General features: G+C 63.1%; 20 protein-coding genes. 12 read left to right on the forward strand and 8 right to left on the reverse strand.

All coding sequences use genetic code 11. The features are described 5' to 3' along the window. Positions 1–14: 14 nt before the first annotated feature. Together LJF34_RS07295 and LJF34_RS07300 are read left to right on the forward strand one after the other, a co-directional pair. Positions 15–428 (forward strand): hypothetical protein, encoded by a 414-nt coding sequence (locus LJF34_RS07295; protein ID WP_231184207.1) that lies wholly within the window; start codon positions 15–17, stop codon positions 426–428. 122 nt (positions 429–550) lie between these two features. Next, the gene (locus tag LJF34_RS07300; protein WP_231184208.1) at positions 551–1,744 is read left to right on the forward strand and encodes a mechanosensitive ion channel family protein; all 1,194 of its coding nucleotides are present in this window, start codon (positions 551–553) and stop codon (positions 1,742–1,744) included. Positions 1,745–1,818: 74 nt separating this feature from the next. On the opposite strand, the gene LJF34_RS07305 is transcribed toward LJF34_RS07300, so the two are convergent. Beyond that, positions 1,819–3,240 (reverse strand): carotenoid oxygenase family protein, encoded by a 1,422-nt coding sequence (locus tag LJF34_RS07305; RefSeq protein WP_231184209.1) that lies wholly within the window; start codon positions 3,238–3,240, stop codon positions 1,819–1,821. Positions 3,241–3,340: 100 nt separating this feature from the next. Further along, positions 3,341–3,652, reverse strand: coding sequence for a hypothetical protein (locus LJF34_RS07310; RefSeq protein ID WP_231184210.1), 312 nt, complete (start codon positions 3,650–3,652; stop codon positions 3,341–3,343). A gap of 154 nt (positions 3,653–3,806) precedes the next feature. Here LJF34_RS07310 and LJF34_RS07315 point away from each other — a divergent pair, with 154 nt between their 5' ends. Continuing rightward, positions 3,807–5,051, forward strand: coding sequence for an MFS transporter (locus LJF34_RS07315; RefSeq protein WP_231184212.1), 1,245 nt, complete (start codon positions 3,807–3,809; stop codon positions 5,049–5,051). Positions 5,052–5,098: 47 nt separating this feature from the next. On the opposite strand, the gene LJF34_RS07320 is transcribed toward LJF34_RS07315, so the two are convergent. The 3 genes from LJF34_RS07320 to LJF34_RS07330 form a co-directional block, all read right to left on the reverse strand. Beyond that, entirely contained in the window at positions 5,099–6,319 is a 1,221-nt protein-coding gene (locus LJF34_RS07320) for a hypothetical protein (protein WP_231184213.1), read from the reverse strand. Between the two features lie 73 nt (positions 6,320–6,392). Then, positions 6,393–7,112, reverse strand: coding sequence for a hypothetical protein (locus LJF34_RS07325; protein WP_231184215.1), 720 nt, complete (start codon positions 7,110–7,112; stop codon positions 6,393–6,395). A 106-nt stretch (positions 7,113–7,218) separates the two neighbouring features. Continuing rightward, positions 7,219–7,575 (reverse strand): hypothetical protein, encoded by a 357-nt coding sequence (locus LJF34_RS07330; RefSeq protein ID WP_231184217.1) that lies wholly within the window; start codon positions 7,573–7,575, stop codon positions 7,219–7,221. A gap of 293 nt (positions 7,576–7,868) precedes the next feature. Here LJF34_RS07330 and LJF34_RS07335 point away from each other — a divergent pair, with 293 nt between their 5' ends. The 3 genes from LJF34_RS07335 to aceB are packed head-to-tail and all read left to right on the forward strand — an operon-like array spanning position 7,869 to position 10,496. Continuing rightward, positions 7,869–8,132 carry a hypothetical protein gene (locus tag LJF34_RS07335; protein WP_231184219.1) on the forward strand — a complete coding sequence of 88 codons (264 nt, stop codon included), beginning with the start codon at positions 7,869–7,871 and terminating at the stop codon, positions 8,130–8,132. Beyond that, complete coding sequence (gene aceA, locus LJF34_RS07340; RefSeq protein ID WP_231184220.1) at positions 8,129–9,193, forward strand: isocitrate lyase; 1,065 nt, start codon at positions 8,129–8,131, stop codon at positions 9,191–9,193. The genes LJF34_RS07335 and aceA overlap by 4 nt, the downstream gene beginning before the upstream one ends. 1 nt (position 9,194) lies before the next feature. Further along, the gene (gene aceB, locus LJF34_RS07345; RefSeq protein ID WP_231184221.1) at positions 9,195–10,496 is read left to right on the forward strand and encodes a malate synthase AceB; all 1,302 of its coding nucleotides are present in this window, start codon (positions 9,195–9,197) and stop codon (positions 10,494–10,496) included. Positions 10,497–10,920: 424 nt separating this feature from the next. Here aceB and LJF34_RS07350 read toward each other — a convergent pair whose 3' ends face one another. After that, positions 10,921–11,910, reverse strand: a complete 990-nt coding sequence (locus LJF34_RS07350) for a hypothetical protein (protein WP_231184222.1) — start codon at positions 11,908–11,910, stop codon at positions 10,921–10,923. A gap of 206 nt (positions 11,911–12,116) precedes the next feature. On the opposite strand from LJF34_RS07350, the gene LJF34_RS07355 reads away from it, so the two are divergent. The 6 genes from LJF34_RS07355 to LJF34_RS07380 all read left to right on the forward strand — a co-directional run bounded on the left by LJF34_RS07355 (position 12,117) and on the right by LJF34_RS07380 (position 15,168). Continuing rightward, on the forward strand, positions 12,117–12,371 hold the full coding sequence (locus LJF34_RS07355; protein ID WP_231184223.1) for a hypothetical protein: 255 nt from the start codon (positions 12,117–12,119) through the stop codon (positions 12,369–12,371). Further along, positions 12,368–12,586 carry a hypothetical protein gene (locus tag LJF34_RS07360; RefSeq protein WP_231184224.1) on the forward strand — a complete coding sequence of 73 codons (219 nt, stop codon included), beginning with the start codon at positions 12,368–12,370 and terminating at the stop codon, positions 12,584–12,586. The genes LJF34_RS07355 and LJF34_RS07360 overlap by 4 nt, the downstream gene beginning before the upstream one ends. Before the next feature lie 123 nt (positions 12,587–12,709). After that, positions 12,710–12,913: a hypothetical protein gene (locus tag LJF34_RS07365; protein WP_231184225.1), complete on the forward strand. Its 204-nt coding sequence runs from the start codon at positions 12,710–12,712 to the stop codon at positions 12,911–12,913. An 83-nt stretch (positions 12,914–12,996) separates the two neighbouring features. Next, complete coding sequence (locus tag LJF34_RS07370; RefSeq protein ID WP_231184226.1) at positions 12,997–13,179, forward strand: hypothetical protein; 183 nt, start codon at positions 12,997–12,999, stop codon at positions 13,177–13,179. A gap of 155 nt (positions 13,180–13,334) precedes the next feature. Next, positions 13,335–14,711: an APC family permease gene (locus tag LJF34_RS07375; protein ID WP_231184227.1), complete on the forward strand. Its 1,377-nt coding sequence runs from the start codon at positions 13,335–13,337 to the stop codon at positions 14,709–14,711. A 217-nt stretch (positions 14,712–14,928) separates the two neighbouring features. After that, on the forward strand, positions 14,929–15,168 hold the full coding sequence (locus tag LJF34_RS07380; protein WP_231184229.1) for a hypothetical protein: 240 nt from the start codon (positions 14,929–14,931) through the stop codon (positions 15,166–15,168). A 113-nt stretch (positions 15,169–15,281) separates the two neighbouring features. Here the strand turns inward: LJF34_RS07380 and LJF34_RS07385 are convergent, their stop codons facing one another. After that, positions 15,282–15,929 (reverse strand): DUF4352 domain-containing protein, encoded by a 648-nt coding sequence (locus LJF34_RS07385; protein WP_231184231.1) that lies wholly within the window; start codon positions 15,927–15,929, stop codon positions 15,282–15,284. Between the two features lie 109 nt (positions 15,930–16,038). Then, positions 16,039–17,211, reverse strand: a complete 1,173-nt coding sequence (locus LJF34_RS07390) for a PKD domain-containing protein (protein ID WP_231184233.1) — start codon at positions 17,209–17,211, stop codon at positions 16,039–16,041. Positions 17,212–17,296 lie beyond the last annotated feature (85 nt).

Consider the following 17,296-nt stretch of genomic DNA (forward strand, 5'->3'; position numbering starts at 1 on the left):
TTCCCCTCCAACCTATGTCCCAGAACCGACGCCCGATATACATCGGGACCGACCCGGAAGAGGCGACCTGCGACCGCCACGGGAAGATGGAGCGACAAGCGCCGGTCGTCACCTTCGACGGGCACGTCCACGCGCTCACGAACCCCGTGTCCGTCTGTAACTGCCCGGAGTGCTGTCTCGAAATCGCCCGCGAGAACGGCGGCCCGAGCCGATCCGAACAGGACGCGTTCGAGGCGTGTTGGCGACAGTTGGTGGACGCGGAGTGGCGAAACGGACTCCAGCGGTTGTTCGTCGACCTCGGGAGCGGCGTGGTCGACGAGGACACGATTCGCATACACGACCAATTGGACGACGACGAGGTTCCCGATTACTTGCGCGAATCGGGCGACTGGACGGTGCAGACGTCCGGGAGTTCGAACGCGGAATGACGGTCGTCGCTGCGAAACGGCCCTGTTTCCGCCCGATATACTGAAGGGGAACGGGATTGACTCCGAATCCCATGGTGTGTGTTCGTCAGATACGGAACCGACCACGGCACGGGTGAGTCGCCATGACAGGCCCATCGAGCGACCCGTCCCGGCTCTTCAAACTGCTTCCCATCCCGGAAGCGCGAGTCCTACAATCGACGTTTCTCCTCGTCGTTCTCGTCTTCGTCGTTTGGGTGCTGTGGAAAAGCGCCCCGCGACTGAAGCGACGGATTCCCCCGCGCGTCGTCGACGTCATTCTCCTCGTCGTGAGCGGCGCCATCGCGCTCTTCATCGGACAGCGTGCCCTGTCGCTGTGGGCAAGTGCCGCGCCGAACGCGCCGAACGTGGACGTCTTCGGTCAACTCACCGGATTTCGAATCGCCGTCACGCTCGGCCTCGTCGTGGCGGCCTACATCGGGTCGGGGATGCTCGTCCGTGCAGTCGACCGCTTCACCAGCGAAACCGGACAGCTCACCGGGCATCAGGGGGAGGTTCTCTCCCGACTCACGGAAGTCGCGGTGTACCTCCTCGCCGCGCTGTTGCTGTTGAGCGTCTGGCGGGTGGACGTTCGTGCGTTCCTCATCGGGGCCGGATTCCTCGGCATCATCATCGGTCTAGCGGCGAACGAGACGCTGAGCGCGCTCATTGCGGGGTTCACGCTCATGTTCTCGCGTCCGTTCGAAATCGGCGACTGGATAGAGGTACCGCTCGAAAACGGAGAGGACACGGATGGCATCGTCACCGATATCACGCTGTTCTCGACGCGAATCGAGACGTTCTCCGGGAAGTACGTGGTCCTCCCGAACGACCTCGTGAGTTCGAACACGCTCGTCAACTACGGGCGGAAGGGGCGACTCAGGTTGGAGGTGGAAGTCGGTATCGACTACACCACCGACCCGGAGCGTGCCATCGACGTGGCGAAACGGACGATGTCGGGGGCGGACGAGGTACTGAACGTTCCCCAACCGGACGCCGTGCTGACCGGATTCGGCGACTCCGCGGTTATCCTCGAACTCCGATTCTGGATAGACCGACCCAGCAGTCGCCGTCGCTGGCGGGCGATAACGGCGATCGTCACGGCGGTGAAACGCGCCTACGACCGGAAGGGGATCAAGATTCCGTTCCCGCAGCGGGAAATCGCCGGGCGCGACGAAACCGGCGGGTTCCGCGTCGTCACCGACCGAAGGGAGCGGCGGTCTGGGCGCGACAGGCGGGACCGCCGGGACCGCCGGGACCGCCGGGACTACCGGGACCGGCGCGAGGGAGGCAGTGGTTGACGCGAGCGACGAAAGGGACGTAACTGACGACGGGAGAGCGAACGGAACGGACGACTCCCCCTCAGCGACGACACTCACCCCGTCAGTTCGGGGAAGAAACGCCCGTGGAAGTCGAACGGAATCGGGTGCGGAACCGTCGCCCGCGCGAGTTCCGCGAACGAATCGCCGTCGATAACGACCACGGACGAGCGCTCCGTCTCGGGGTCGAGTGCGACCGTCAGGACGACCCCCTCGTCCTCGCGCTCACCGTCGGGGTTCGGCACGAAAATCGGTTCGCTGAAATAGCGGTCCTCGGGGTCGTCCGCGAACTCGACGGCCCTGCCGGTTTCGGTGTCGATTTTCGCGACCGCCTGCGGCCACGTCGTCATGGGTTGGTCGGGCGACTGGGCGTAGACGTAGCGATGGTCCCGACACCAACGGGCGGGCGAAACCGTCGGTAGCGCCATCCCGTCGTGGATTCGCTCGCGGTCGACGGTCGCCCGTCCGTCCGCTCCGAGGGAGACTCGGAATCGCTCCAATCGACCGCTCAGCACGTCGAAATTACCCTTTCTGAGGTTGTCGAGGGACAGCGTCTCGATGGCCGTCGCGTCCGGAATGGTTTCGAGGTCGATGACGAGAGCGTCGCCCTCCTCGTAGGCGTTCGCGTGGTGGAAGCCGAAGAAGGCCGCCGCCCGCGGGTCGGCGACCACTTCGCCTCGTTCGCGGTCGATGACGATAAAGCGCGTTCCGCGCTCGGGTTTCCACTCGAAGTTCTCGATGAACGGACCCTGGGCACCGGGTTTGAGGAAATCGAGCGGGTTCACCACGAGCGGAAATTCGGTGAGGACGACGTAGTTCGGCGTCAGCGCGAAACTGTGCATGTACGCCGGTTCGTCCACGGGAATCGAACAGATGCGTTCGCGTTCGGTCGGCGACGACATCGAGTGGACGTGATAGTGACATCGTCGCCCGAACGACGTCTCGAAGTTCACCAGTTCGCCCGTCTCGGGGTCGCGTTTCAGGTGTGCACAGGCGAGGTTTCCGGTCGGTACCGGGCCGTCGTACCGGACGTGGTCCAACGTTTCCAGCGTCTCAGGGTCGAAGGCGACCCACCGCGGTAGTTCCGTCAGCGCGAGGTAGTCGTCGCCGATTCGCTCCGCGACGATGTTCGCGTTGTCGTAGGGTTTCTCGAAGAGGAACGCCCGCAACCGCTCGCGGAGCGTCGTGTTCCCCGTCGCGAACCCGCTCTCGAACGACCCGGCACGGGCGGACTCGTACGCGTCGGTTCGAAGGAATCGGTTCCGGTAGGAGACCTCCCCGTCGCCGAAGGTGAACGCGTGGAGCATCGCCAACCCGTCGAACCAGTGGTCCACCGCCGAATCACCCATCTCGAACGCGCCGGGGCCGTTCCGTATCAACGTCCCCGAGAGCCACTCCGGGACGCTCCCGGAGACGGGACAGTCGTGGTCGATTTCGTCCGTCAACGTGTGAAAACCGAGGGAGGACCGGGCGGTCATTACGCGCGTAGACGCCCCGATGACACGTAATCGTTCGGTCGATAGTTCGTCACGGACGGCGGAGCGTATCCGTGTCGCAGGAATCGTTCGGCTCCGGACTTCAGCCGAGTTCGTCCAGACAGTTCCCGCAGTAGTCCGCGTAGTCGGGGTTCACGGCGTCGCAGTTTCGACAGCGGACCTGTCCGCGGTGTGTCGAACTGGTCAGTCGGGACCCGCTCGCGCCGCCGAACCCGAACATCGCTGCCGTTATCGGCGAGTCGGGAACGGGGCCGAACTCCCCGTTCATGGTTCGATTCATCAGGTCGTCGTTTCGGAGCGCCATCAACCCTCGCCACAGTCCGAGAAACAGGAGCGTGGGGCCGACGATGACCACGCTCGCGACGAACACTCGGAACGCGAGTTCGAGGTTCATGTGGTTCGTTAGCACCCATACCACTTAGCGTTATAATTCGACGGGGAATCGAGGACAGGTTTGCGATGACAGCACTGTATAACCGGCCTATCCTCCGGCACGTTCACCATTGGTTATACTTAGGACGGTGACGTATCGGTTTGCCACGATTCACATGTCCGGTCGCCGCTTGCGTTCCTCCCGGTGGGTGTACGTCGTCGCCGCGGTCCTGACGGTCGGAACCGCCGGAATCTACCAGTTCTCGTGGCCGGCGATTCGGGGGGCGCTCGGCACGCAGGCGAGCGCATCCGGGACGGTGCTGGGCACGATATTCTCCGTGATGATTGTCTCCGAGACGCTCACGGCGTTTCCCGCCGGTTGGGTCCGTGACCGGTACGGGCCGCACGTCCCGCTTCTCGTCGCCGCTCCCCTGCTGTTCTGTGGCTTCGTCGGGGCCGCCTTCGACCCGACGCTTCCCGCGCTCTTCCTCTGGTTCGCGCTCGGCGGCGGCGGGATGGGAATCGTGTACGACATCGCCATCAACACGCCGTCGCGGTGGTTCGTCTCGCGGCGCGGAATGGCGACCGGCGCGGTGAGCACGTCGTTCAGCGTGACGAGTTTCCTGCTCATCCCGTTCATCGAACGGAGCGTCAACGCCGACTTTTCGACGACCCTGTTCGTGTTGGGCGTCGCCGCCGCCGCGACGTCGCTCGTCGCCGCGCTCGTCATCCGCGATCCGGAGAAAGGGAGTTCGCCGGGCGATAGTTCCGACGATTCGTCGGACGGCTCCGCCGACGATTCACCCATCGACTCTCCCACCGATTCGCCGTCGAACGGTCCAGACGTGACGTGGCGAACGATGGTCCGAACGCGTCGATTTTGGGTCCTGTACGTCGTCTTCGCCGTCGCCAACGGCGTCGGTCTCATGCTCGTCGAGAAGGTCGTCGTGTACGCGATGGAACTCGGGTTTTCGGCTGCGGCGGCCACCTTCGCGGCGTCGCTGGTCGCGCTCGGGCAGGCGTCCGGCGTCATCGTCGTCGGCACAGCGTCCGACCGAGTGGGCCGCATTCGAAGCCTCGGCGGGTCGCTGGTCTGTTGTGCCGTCGCCCTCACCGCATTCGTCGTCGTCGGAGGACTGGACGCACAGTGGGCGTTCGTCGCGCTGGCCGGCGTCTCGATGTTCTTCAGAAGCCCCCCGTTTTCCATCCTCCCCGGACTCGTCGGCGAGTACTACGGCGAGGAGTACTCCTCGGAGAACTACGCGGTGATGCTCACGGCGAAACTCTGGGGCGGCATCTACGGCGGAATCGGAACGAGCCTCCTCGTCGCCGAAATCGGTTGGTCGCCGACGTTCCTCCTTGGAGCAGGATTAGCGTTCGTCGCCGGGATCGCCACACTCCTCCTGCTCCGTTCCGACTGACGATTCGCTCGCTCGTCGTTCGTCTCCTCCGTCGCTGCTTCCATCCGTCACTCCGCTCCGTCGGTCCGTTGAACGACGGTCCCGTCCTCGCCGACTGCGACCCGACGGGACGCCCCGACGGATATGCCGCGAAGTGCCCCGGACGCAGGCGTGACCGTTCGGTCCCACCCTCCGTCCGTGCGCTCGTAGACGGCACCCGTCTCGCCGCAGGCGGCCACCGACCCCTCGTTCGCCGAGACGGCCCGAATCCCCACACCCTCGTCGAGTCTCGTCGGCGTCCACGGGTCGTCCCCACCGCGGTAGCAAACCCCGTCGTCCGTCGTCACGTAGCACGCGTCGCCGGTCGCGGCCACGTCGGTCAGAGTGCCGTTTACGTCGTCGATTCCCACTCGGCGAAACGTCTCGCCGCCGTCGTCCGTCTCGAACACGCCGTCGTTCGTGTCACAGAGGTAGCCGACGGACGTATCGGCCATCGTCGCGGCGGAAATGCTCGACCCGCTTCCGGGCTTGAACGGCGTCTCCCACGCGATCTCGCCGTTCCGATACCGCCCCCGGAGTACCTGTCCGGACCCGTTGGCGAGCAGTACCGTCTCGTCGTCCGCCGTCCCGGCTACCGCGAGGGCCGTCCAGTTGTCGGTGATATCCGCCGGAGCGGAGCGATCCGTGTGCCGGTTTTCGGTCGAGTCGAATCGTCCGAGCGCACCGCCGTCCCCGGCGACCCACACGGCATCCCCGTCCGCCGTCGCATCGACGCCACGAAGGTCGGCCCCGCTCGTGTTCGGCCCGTCCTCCAGTTCGACATCCCACTCGTCCGACTTCCCTTCGCTCCGGAGGAAAATTCCGTCTTCGCCGACGGCGTACGCCGCGTCTCCGGCGACGGCGGTATCGAACAACGTCCCCTCCGTCGGCGTTTCCACGGACGTCCACGTCGGTACGGGGGAGTCGTCGCCGTCCTCCTCGGATTCGGCGCTATCATCGGCGGCGTTTTCGTTTCCGCTGGCGATATCTCGTTCGTCGTCATCGGAGAAACGCTCGGATTCCGGGGCAGCGTTCGAGTTCGGACTCGGGTCCGGGTTCGCTCCTCGAAGGTAGAGGACGACCGGCGGGAGAACGTAGATTCCGACCGCGACGATGGCGAACGCTCTATTGACGAACGTCAGCGTTCCGAACGCGGTCAGCCCCGCCGTCGCCACCGCGTGAATCCACGTCTTCGTGTAGCGCCGAAAGAAGGGCACGAACCCACGCTCCGAGCGAGTCGAATTTGCCATCGTTCGGGTAATGCACCCCACCGTGTTGAGGCTTTTCGCCGGAAACGGTTTCGGACGCCCGCGGGTGTGCCGTTCACTTCACGCTGTGCATCAGTCGGAGGAGTTCCTTCCGATAGGCGTCGCCGCTGCGGTCGAAAACGACCCGAAGCATCTCGTCCGTCGGTCTGATCCCCGCCGTGAACAACAGCGTCTCATTGGGTTTCAGCACTTCGAGATAGAGTATCGTCTTCACGCGTCCGTCCGACGTGACCGAGGGGAGTTCGTAGACGGGCGAGTTCGGACGGGTTATGTACTCGCTCGCGTCGTAGTACGCTTCGTACTCGGCGACGGCCTGCTCGTCCGTCGTTTCGCGCTCCGACGGCGTCCGTTCTCGGATGTCCGAAAAGCCGAGTCGCCGAAGGTTCGCTTCGAATCGGTCCTTCACGATACCCGTCACCAGCGACGGTTGCGCGAGAATCGACAGCGGCGAGTCGAACGTGACGCGGGTCGCCATGAACGCGCCGACGATACCGTCGAAGTTCCCCCGAACGTATCGGTCGAGCGTCGATGCCAATCGCGGGTCCTTGTAGATGAGGGTACTCGTGTAGGCGTCGCCCAACGACGTCCCTCCCTCGTCGATTTCCGTCCTGTCAGTTCGCTTCTCTTCGAGGGTCCACTGCCGGATGGCCGGCGACGTGATGACCGGTTCCCGGTACGGGTCGCTTTCCTGTGCGGTGCCGACGCCGCTTCCACCGATTCCCCCTATCACTGCCCCCATTTCGCCCGTTCGGGCGAGAAACCGCCTTCGGTTCATGCGAACGCAGTATCGAGCGGCAGACACATAATCGCCACGGCCTCGAATCGCCCCCGAACGGCCGTTTCACTACGCTCGTTACCTCGTCACGTCAGCGGTGAGATGCTCACCAGTCCTCGTTGCCGACCGGGTCGCGCGTCTCACAGTACGGACAGCGGTTGCGATAGCGCTCCAAGTTCCGTCCGCAGTACCGACAGTTGTACCCGCCTTCCGGCGGTTGCGACTCCGTCTCGGACGACGATGACGACGTTCCCGGTAACATCCCTGCCCGGTAGGCGAGTACGCCGCCGATGACGACGATACCGCCTATCAGCGCGACGAGAACCAGCGTGTTGTCCGTGCCGGGCACGTAGGGCACGTCTCGGAGCTTGTTCCCGCCGAAAACGCCTCGTCCGGCCGAAAGGAACGTCAACAGCAACAGGATTCTGAGGAGTCGCCATCGGCCGGGAGCCCTATTCCGCATGCTCCCTCCCTCGGTTCATACCAAAACTCGGGGACGAGCGGGGATAAGCGCTCGGGAAACCGAAACGAACGCCGGATGTGCCAACTGATAACGCGCGTCAATTATATGCCCTTGAAGCGTAAAACCGGATTAAAGAATATTATCATTATAAATCATAATGTTTATATTCGAGACTGCGGACCTCCCGATGTGGTGAAACGCATGTCAGTACACGCAGCAGGCTCCTCGGAACACATCGGAATCGCTCGCACGACGACACGACCGACCACGAGACGACGACAGTTACCACCCACATGACCGACCGAACTCGATACGACCGTACAGACGAAGAGGCCCCGCTCGTTCCGTTCATCGGCACGCCGGGGCGTAAACGACCGACGACGGACCGACCGACCATCGAACGACCCGCGACGGACGAACGGCGAACCGGTGACCGACGGACCACCGGAATGCCCTCCGACCGCCCACAAACGGCGTTCGACGACGAACTCACGCGCGAACTCCAGACGCTCCGAACGCAACTCGACCGAATCGAAGCCACTCTACACGACAGATGATACCGAATACCGACACGACCACGAGAGACATCGAGAACCGCGCCGGAAAGGAACTCCGCGAGATGCTGAATTCGCAAAACTACGTCTTCGCACCCGGTCTCTACCACGCCCTCGACGCACGGTTGGCGGAGATGGCGGGACTGGACGCCGCGTACATGAGCGGCTACTCGACCGTCCTCGGCCAGTTCGGCTTCCCGGACTTGGAGATGGTGACGATGACCGAAATGGTCGAGAACGCCAAGCGAATCGTGGAAGCCTGCAACCTCCCCGTCGTCGCCGACTGCGACACGGGCTACGGCGGCATCCACAACGTCCGTCGGGCCGTCCGCGAGTACGAAAAGGCGGGCGTCGCGGCCATCCACATCGAGGACCAGACGACGCCAAAGCGCTGCGGTCACATCGCGGGTAAGCAGATCGTCTCGCGCGAGAAGGCCCGCGCCCGCTTCGAGGCCGCGGTGGACGCAAAGCAGTCGGAGGACACCGTCATCATCGCGCGAACCGACGCCTACGGGTCGGCCAACGGCGACTGGGAGGAACACCTCGAACGCGGCCGCATGTACGCCGACGCGGGCGTCGACATCGTCTGGCCCGAGATGCCCGACCCGAGTCGGGAGGACGCGGTGGAGTACGCCGAAACCATCCACGAGACGCACCCCGACCTGAAACTCGCGTTCAACTACTCCTCGTCGTTCGCGTGGTCCGAGGAGGACGACCCGCTCACCTTCGAGGAGTTGGGGGACCTCGGCTACAAGTACATCTTCATCACGCTATTCGCGCTTCACTCCGGCGCACACAGCGTCTACGAGGACTTCGAGCGACTCGCCGAGGACGACGAGCGGGCGCAGTTCGACCTCGAAGGCAGATACCTCGACCACCCCACCGAATCGCACCACGAACTCTCGTTCGTGAGTCGGTATCAGGACATCGAGACGCGGTTCGACTCCGAGGCCCGCGAGCGCATCGAGGAGTCGGAGGGCTTCTCCGAGGACGAGGCGAGCCCCATTACTTCTAACTCGGAGGACGACGAAGAGAAGGTCGCCTCCGAGCAAGGAGACGACTGATATGAGCACACAACGACGTCACGACCGCGAGTTCGTGCGGACGTTCTTCACCTCGCCGACGGCGCTGGAGGGGGAAGACGACTCCGCCAAGATGATCCGGAGCGCGGCCCAGCTCCGCGGCATGCAAGCACCGGACGTGTGGGTACCCGACAACGAGGACGCGACGGCCCCGTCGATGCGCGAGGAGGGTGCCGACAACATCGTCGAGGTGGTGTCCGAACACGGGGCCGACTTCCCCGGCGAAATCCACCCCCGCATCGTGTGGCATCGGGACAGTCCCGGGACCCGGTATCGGTGCCTTCAGCACCTGCTTCGAATCGCGGACCCCGAAAAAGGGGCCATCGAACACATCGACGGCGTCGTGATTCCCGAAGTGGGCGGCATCGACGACTGGAAGAAGGCCGACGAGTTCATCACCATCGTCGAGAACGAGTACGGCCTCGACGAGGGAAGTATCGCGATGTCCGTCATCGTCGAGAGCGCGGCGGCGGAGTTGGCGATGGGCGAACTCCGCGAGGAGATGGGCAAGCCCGACAACAACCTCGAACGCCTGTTCATGCTCGTGGACGGCGAGGTGGATTACACCAAGGACATGCGCGCGATGACGCCCACCGGTGGACTGCCGCCGTGGGCGGAGTTGCGCCACAACACGTCCCGCGGCGCGAGCGCCGCCGGTCTCATCGCCGTCGACGGTCCGTACGACGACATTCGGGACGTGGAAGGCTATCACGAGCGCATGACCGACAATCAGGCCAAGGGGATGCTCGGCATCTGGTCGCTGACCCCCGGTCAGGTCGTCGAGGCGAACAAGGCACCGCTCCCGCCCGAAACCGGTCGCTGGCTCATCGAGGCCGACGGCGAGGGGACGGAACTCGACGAACAGGACGGAACGCAGTTCTACGACGGCGACCGAATCGGTCTGGACGAAACGGACGGCGGCTACACCCTTCGTATCGGCGGCGACGAGCGCGAACTCGACGAGGACGAGTTGCGCGAGGCGCTGTTGGACGCGACCGAGTACGTCCCGAGTATGGACGACATCGTCGATTCGATGGAGGAGTTCGAAGCGGCGAGGGAGGCCGGAACGGGCGCTATCTCCATGACGCAGTCGGCGACGATAGTCATCGACGGGACCGAAATCGACATCGAGAAGGACAGGATGTGGGACGAGGCGACCTATCAGGCCGCGATGACGCCCGTCTCCCTGTTTCAGGACGTGTACGAGAACCGCCCGGACCAACGCGAAGCGCTCGCGGAACTGTACGGCGAGGACGTCGTCGAACGCGCGACGAACGTCGGGTGACCGCTCGGGGGTCGTCGACGGACGACCGAACGGCGTTGGAACGGAAACCCCCCCGCTGGAACTCCTATTTTCGCCACGACTGTGCGGATCGAGATGCATCGACTCGATCGCGGGGACGAAGGGATGACATCGCAGACGCTGCCATAACAGTAACCATTAATAGTGAAGAACCCGACGAGACAATCGCAATCCATGTACAGAATACAGTGTGAATCCTGCGGGCAGATCGGTTTCCATCCATCACGCATCGGAGCGGAATCACGGGCGGAGTCACATATCGACGATACCGACCACGATTGCGTCATCGAAGCGATGTAGGTCGAAACCGCGAGCGCGGAACCGAGGGCGGATCGATGGTACGACGCGAGAACCGTTCCTCGATGAGGACGGCGGACCGTCGAAAAGAGCGTCCGAGGTTCGGCGATCACCCGTTTTGCGGTTTGAAGATGTCCGCGAGTCGCCCGACGAAGGAGTTGCCGGCGCGTCCGTCGTCCACGACCTCGTACTCGCGTTCGAGTTCGTCGTTTTTCGTCACCCGAAGCACCGTCAGGTCGTCGTCCGCGAGGAGATCGCTCGCGCCTTCGCCGGCGATTTCCCCGGACGTCGTGACGAGCGCCGCGCGAGCGCCGATGTCCGCCGCGAGCGCGGTCAAAGCGGCGATATCCGTCTCGTCGGGTCGTTCGTGAACGGCAGCGACGACCCGGTCGTTCAGCAAGTCGTCGCGCGCGAACAGGTGAACGGGAACCTCCTCGCCCGTTCCGTCGGTGACGACGGTGTCGATTTCGGGGTGAAGTTTTCGCTCCTCGAACACCTCGGCGAGGGCTTGGCGGGCGGCGAGTTGTTCGTCGACCCACGCGGCACCGCGTTCGCTCAGGAAGTAGCGGTACAGTATCCGTTCGATGGTTTGGAGCGGGTCCGAAACGTGGCGGCAGTCCCGGCATCGCAACCGATGTTCGGGCGTTTCGAACACGTCGCCACACTCCTCGCAGACGTGCGCGGCGTTCGATTCGAGGTGTTTCAGCGACTCCAGTTCGGCGTCACAGTTCGGGCAGACGACGGCGTCGTCACCGACGAACTGTTCGCGCAGTCCCTCGTACCCACAGTCGGGGTGTCGAAACCTGTCCGTTCGAATCGTCTGCGGGGAGTCACAGAACGGGCAGGCCGTGGTGTACTGCATCCCCTTCGATTCACAGCGGGGACAGATGTACTGTTTTTCCTGAAATTCACGGTAGAGGAGGTCTCGTTCGGCCAGCGCCTCCAGCAGTTCGAAGGAGCGGCCGTCCCTGTCGTCGAGGTACTCGGTCGCGTCGGGGTACGTCACGGTTCCCGTCTCGGTGTCGAGTATCGGTCGGACCTCGTCGAGTGACCCCTCCCGGAGGGCGGTCAGCAGTCGGACTGTTCCCGGTGAAGCCATGCACAATCACAACAGCGGCCATCTATTTAATTATCCTCCAAGATACGATCGTTAGTTAATGGTTGATGAGGTAGTTCCGGGGAGGGTACCACCGTGCGTTTTGAGAAGGTGGTCAGAAGGTCCTTTTCCCTACTCCGACTCGTATGTGATAGGTCACCGGTGAACGAACCGCGACCACAGCGGTCAGGATAGGAAGGGGAAGACAGATGAAAACCACAATCCGGTACGGTGACGAAGCGAGCAGCGAACCGGCCATCGAGGAGACGAAGTACGGTCCGCCACAGCACTCGATGCGGGGAGGCGACCCAGAAGGGGGACTTTACGGCGCGCCGCAACACGAGACGGACGTCGTGGTGAACGCGGAACCGCGGGAATCGCGTGTCTACCGACGATATTGGGAGGCCGCGTACGACGCTCGTCCACGGTTCGTCCCGGGGCGACGGACGGTGGTGTCGCCGTGACATCGACACGATCCCGCGACGGATTCGTGACGGAGTTCCCCGAACCGTGTGACGACTGCGGCCGGAAGACGGTTCACGAGGTAGTGATAGAGATTCGCACCGAGAACGAGAGAAGCGACAACGCCGCGTTCTCCCGCGAACCGTATCGCGTGAGTACGTGTACCGGGTGTGGAAGGGAGACGGCAGTTCGAATGAACAACGTCCAGACGCGGTGAGAGTCGGACACAACGGGGTTCCGAAGGGAGAGCCTACTCGGTATGCGTCCCCGAATAGCTCGTTTTGAATCAAAAATCGGCACGGTTATGCCATCGTAGTTCCAGGTATCAGCCGAGCGACGTATGGGAGCAGTACTCACACTTGTGGATTTCTGGGAAGGGGTCCGATGGCTCGGGGAGTCGGTTCCATTTTTCACCGTCCTCCCGGGTTTCATCGGTATTTTCGTCCTGCTGTGGCTGTTCGTACCGGAACTAGCGATTCGACGCCCGACACCGTCCCCCGACGGCGAGTATCGGTTCGACCCGGACGACTTCGAACCGCGGTGATTCGACGGAATGGTCAGAACGTCTTTTTATACCGACCGCCGAACGATGGATGAGGAACCGGCGATCGACCGAACCGACACACCATGACGCACAAAACACTCGGCGGACGGCGCGAGGAAACGGACGCACCGACCATCGTCTTCGCGGTAGACGAGACGCCCGACGAACGGTGTCCGAACCGGGCCATCATCGCGGACATCACGCGGGACGACGCGTGGATCGCGGCGGACAGCGGGGAAACGACCGTGCTGGTCGAGTGGCGGTAACAGGGTAACGAAACGCCGAGGACCGTCTATTTCGGGAGCGATACGGCCGTTTTTCCCGCAATCACCCACACTATCTCAATTTTGGAATGCGAAACGGATTTGAGAACCACTAAGTGTGCGGTACCTGTACACCTTGCCCGAAGGATGTTCGAAACATGACCGGGCGCGACGGGACGACGGCGGGCGACGGATTGACGCGAAAGCTCGGGCTTCTCGACTGCGTCCTGTTGAGCGTCGGCGGCATGGTCGGATCCGCCATCTTCGTCTTTCCCGGTTCCACCGGGCGGTTGGCGGGTCCCGCTTCGACGCTCGCGTGGGTCGTGGCCGGGCTGTTGATGATGGTCATCGCGCTCTGTTACACGGAACTCGCGCTCGCGTTCCCGAAGGCGGGCGGCCCCGCCGTCTTCCCGGCCGAGACGTTCGGCCGGAACCGGACGGTCCGGTTGTTCGCCAGCTATCTCGAAGGGATCTGTTACTGCGTCGGCATGGTGTTCAGCATCACGATTTCGGCGCTCGCCATCGCCCAGTACCTCGGTATCGCGTATCCCCGCACGCAGGGATACGTCGTCCCCATCGCCCTCGTCGCCATCGCGCTGAGTTTCCTCGTCAACCTCGTCGGCGTGACGAACACGAGTCGGACGAACCTCGTCCTCTCCGCGGTGTTGCTCACGATACTGCTCGTGTTCGTCGCTGGCGCATTCACGCGCCTCGAACCGACCAACTACGACCCCTTTTTCACGAGCGGCCCCGCGAAGTTCTTCGCCGCGGTGCAACTGGCGCTCACGGGGTACGGCGCGTGGACCGCGATTCCCTCCGTCGTCGAGGAGGTCAAACAGCCAGCCAAAACGGTTCCGCGGGCGATTTTGGTCTCGCTTCTCGTCACGCTGGTCCTCTACACCGGCGTCGTCGTCGCACTGCACGGCGTCGTCGCGCCGTCCGCGTTCGTCGCCGCGAACCCCGTGACGACGGTGCCGCTCGGCGTCGCCGCGGCAGAACTCGGCTTCCCGATACTCCAGCAGTACCTCCTTCCGCTCGCCGCCATCGTCGCCATCTTCACCACGATGCTCGTCGGGACGATGAGCGCGAGTCGCGTCGTCTTCGCACTCGGGCGAAACGGAACCCTTCCCTCCCCCTTCGCGGCCGTCCACTCGCGGTTTCAGGTGCCGTGGGTGGGGCTGATGGCGGTCAGTCTGGTCGCGGCGGCGCTGACCACGTTCCCGAACTACTTCTACGAACTCCTCGTCATCGCGTCGGTGGTCGGGACGGGCCTGCCGTACGCTCTCAACATCGTCTCGTTTGTCGGACTGCGATACTACCGCACCGACGTGACGCCGCCGTTTCGCGCCCCCGGCGGCTACGCCCTCGCCGCCGTGGCGTTGGTCGCGCTGAGCGTTTCGATGGTCGGATTGGGTTCGACGGAAGTCGTCTGGTCCGTCGGAAGTCTCGTCCTCATGTGCGGGTATTTCGTCGTTCGGTATCTCAAACGGCCGGACGTATTTCGTGGGCACGACGCGGCGACGGCGTGGGAGTGACGGACCGCACGCTCCTCGTCGATTGACCGGGGCGCAGTCGCGTAATTTCCGCGCCGATTACGGTTCGTTGTTTTCGAACCGCCACCTAATTAGACATCCGTTATCGTCCTGCGCTTACTGGTTCGAATATATTAGGAAAGGAAGCTCTACACCAGGGAAAAGACAGATCTGTTACCCTAAAATAACTTTAACACCCTCCTGTGAGTGGCGGGAAACGATGTCTGGAATCAGAAACTCACCAGAGATTCCCCAATCTGTCCCGAAGCTAGAAGCCGAACTCATCCGCGATGCGTACGAGAGAACTCGGCAGGGCCGTCGGGGGGACGACGGCATCGACACCGGGACATCTCTCGACCTCTCCCATGTGGACCGGCGGGCTTTGCGACGGCGACTCGTAGACAGCGGTGTCTCGAAGGAAACGATGACGGCGCTCGGTTTCGACGCGGGCGACGACTAACTTCGATTTCTTTGCGGTTCGTCCCTTCTTTCGATTCCGTCGGGCGAGAAGTCCGAACGAGAACGACGGGAACCGAATCGTTTCGACCGACAGTCGCTATCGAGTAGCGGCGGTCACTCCATGCTCCACTGAACGAGTCGTTTCGATCCGGAGTCGGTGTACGATAGCGCGACCCTCACGTCGAGCGACGAGATCGCATCCTTCGGCACTTCGAAGGGGACGGTGATCGACGACGTGCCGCCGGCGTTCACCGACGACGAGACGTACCCGTCCCACTTCTCCTTCGCCGCGTCGGCCACCGCGTACTCGTCGCCGTTCGCCCGTATCGTCGCCGTCGAGTCCTCCGGAAGCGACCGGGACGACTCCGCGGAGTTCTTCGCCTCGAACGTGAGGAGGACGTACGTCTTACCGTCATCCGATTTCGCTGTCGTTCCGTCGTGTTCGTAGGAGTCGGACGTGTCGGCCCCCGTGACGGCTACTTCGAGTCCGTCGGAGATGGTCGCGTACTCGCCGTATGTGACCGTTCTCGTCCCCGCAGTCGTCGTTCCGGATGATTCCGTCGTGGTCTCCGAGGATTCGGTGGTCGTCCCCTCCGACATTTCGGATGCGGTGGTTTCCGTCGTCTCACCGGTACCGGTCGCCGTCGAACTGGAGTCCGTTCCAGTGGTCGTCGAACCGGTATCGTCTCCGCTGGAGTTACAACCGGCGAGGAAGAGCGTGGTCGTCGTTCCAACACCGGCGATAAACGTGCGGCGTTTCATACCCGGCGGTTGCAACTCAGGGTATTTCTTACTATTGGCCATTTTTATACTATAGAATTAAATAGTTAATAAAATATGTACTGATAGAACAATTATTTTGGACGGGCGGTTATCGGATCGTGGATAGGACGACCTCGTCCGTGGCCGTTTCGCCTTTGTCGTCGGTGACTTGGAGCATGACTTGGTAGTCGCCACACTCGGAGAGCGACAGTTCGATCGATTCGCCGCTCCTTTCGAACGAGCCGTCCCCGTCGACGTCCCACGTGTATTCCGCGATGTCACCGTCGCCGTCCTCCGAGGCGGATGCGTCTAGCGTAACGGTGTCGCCCCGTTCGAGCGACCCGTCGGTCGTGTTCTCCGGGCTCGTTTGGATGCGCGCGACCGGTGGCTCGTTTTTCTCCTTCCCTCCGTCGTTTCCGCCGTCGTCCCCTTCGTTTCCGTCCTCGCCATCACTTCCGTCGTCTCCGCCGTCATCCCCACCGTCGCTTCCGTCGTCGGAGGAGGTGAGCACCTCCTCTTCGACGAGTTGCTGGACGATTTCGGTGTGCCACCGAACCCGCTTTTCGAGGGGCGTGTCCTTGGACGTGGCCTCCACGAGGAATCCGACGGCGTCTGTATCGCGCGCCACCTTGTGCGTGAGGAGTCCCGTCGGTTCGTTCGAGGAGGAGGAAAACGGGTCGACCGTGAACTCGTAACCGTCCCGTGAGACGAAGTTCTCGTTGACGTAGGAAATGGCCGCTTTGGCGTCGTCGGTGGCCGCCTCGTCCCACGAGGAGAAGACGGTCTGTCCGACGCCGCCGATCATGTCCCCGTCGTAGATGCCGATCGATTCGTGTAGATCGATGACCGTCTCCGGTTCGTACCGCTCCACGACGTCCCAGATGGCGCGTGCGAGTTCCGTCTCGGGTTCCTCGCCCGTCGGGAACTGGCGGTTCAGATCGACGCCGCCCGAGGCGATGCGCGAGTCCTCCTCGACGGCCGCCGCGTTGGCCTTCGGAATCGCCACCAGCGTTCCGCGCTGGATGTCCCACTCGGCGACGTCTCCGGCGGCCTCGTAGCCGCCGTTCTCGTTGCCGTGCATTCCGCCGACGACCATCACCGTCGGCCCGGATTCCTCGGCGGAGGTGACGAACACCGTCGTCTCCTGGTCGGTTCCGCTCCGAATCGTGAACGAATCACGCGATGCAGTTGTTTCGCTTTGACCACTCGTCGCCGTTACGCCGAGTCCGAGCAATCCCGCACAGCCCGCCGCCGTCAGAAACGTTCGTCGTGTTGCAGTCATTACTTCCCAATCGTGGGTCGTAGCGGGGGTTTATTGACTTTTGGTCCGTTTTCAAAAATATGTGCCTGATACGAATAATCATCCA

This window comes from Haladaptatus sp. DYF46, from assembly GCF_021083305.1.
Classification (GTDB): Archaea; Halobacteriota; Halobacteria; order Halobacteriales; family Haladaptataceae; genus Haladaptatus.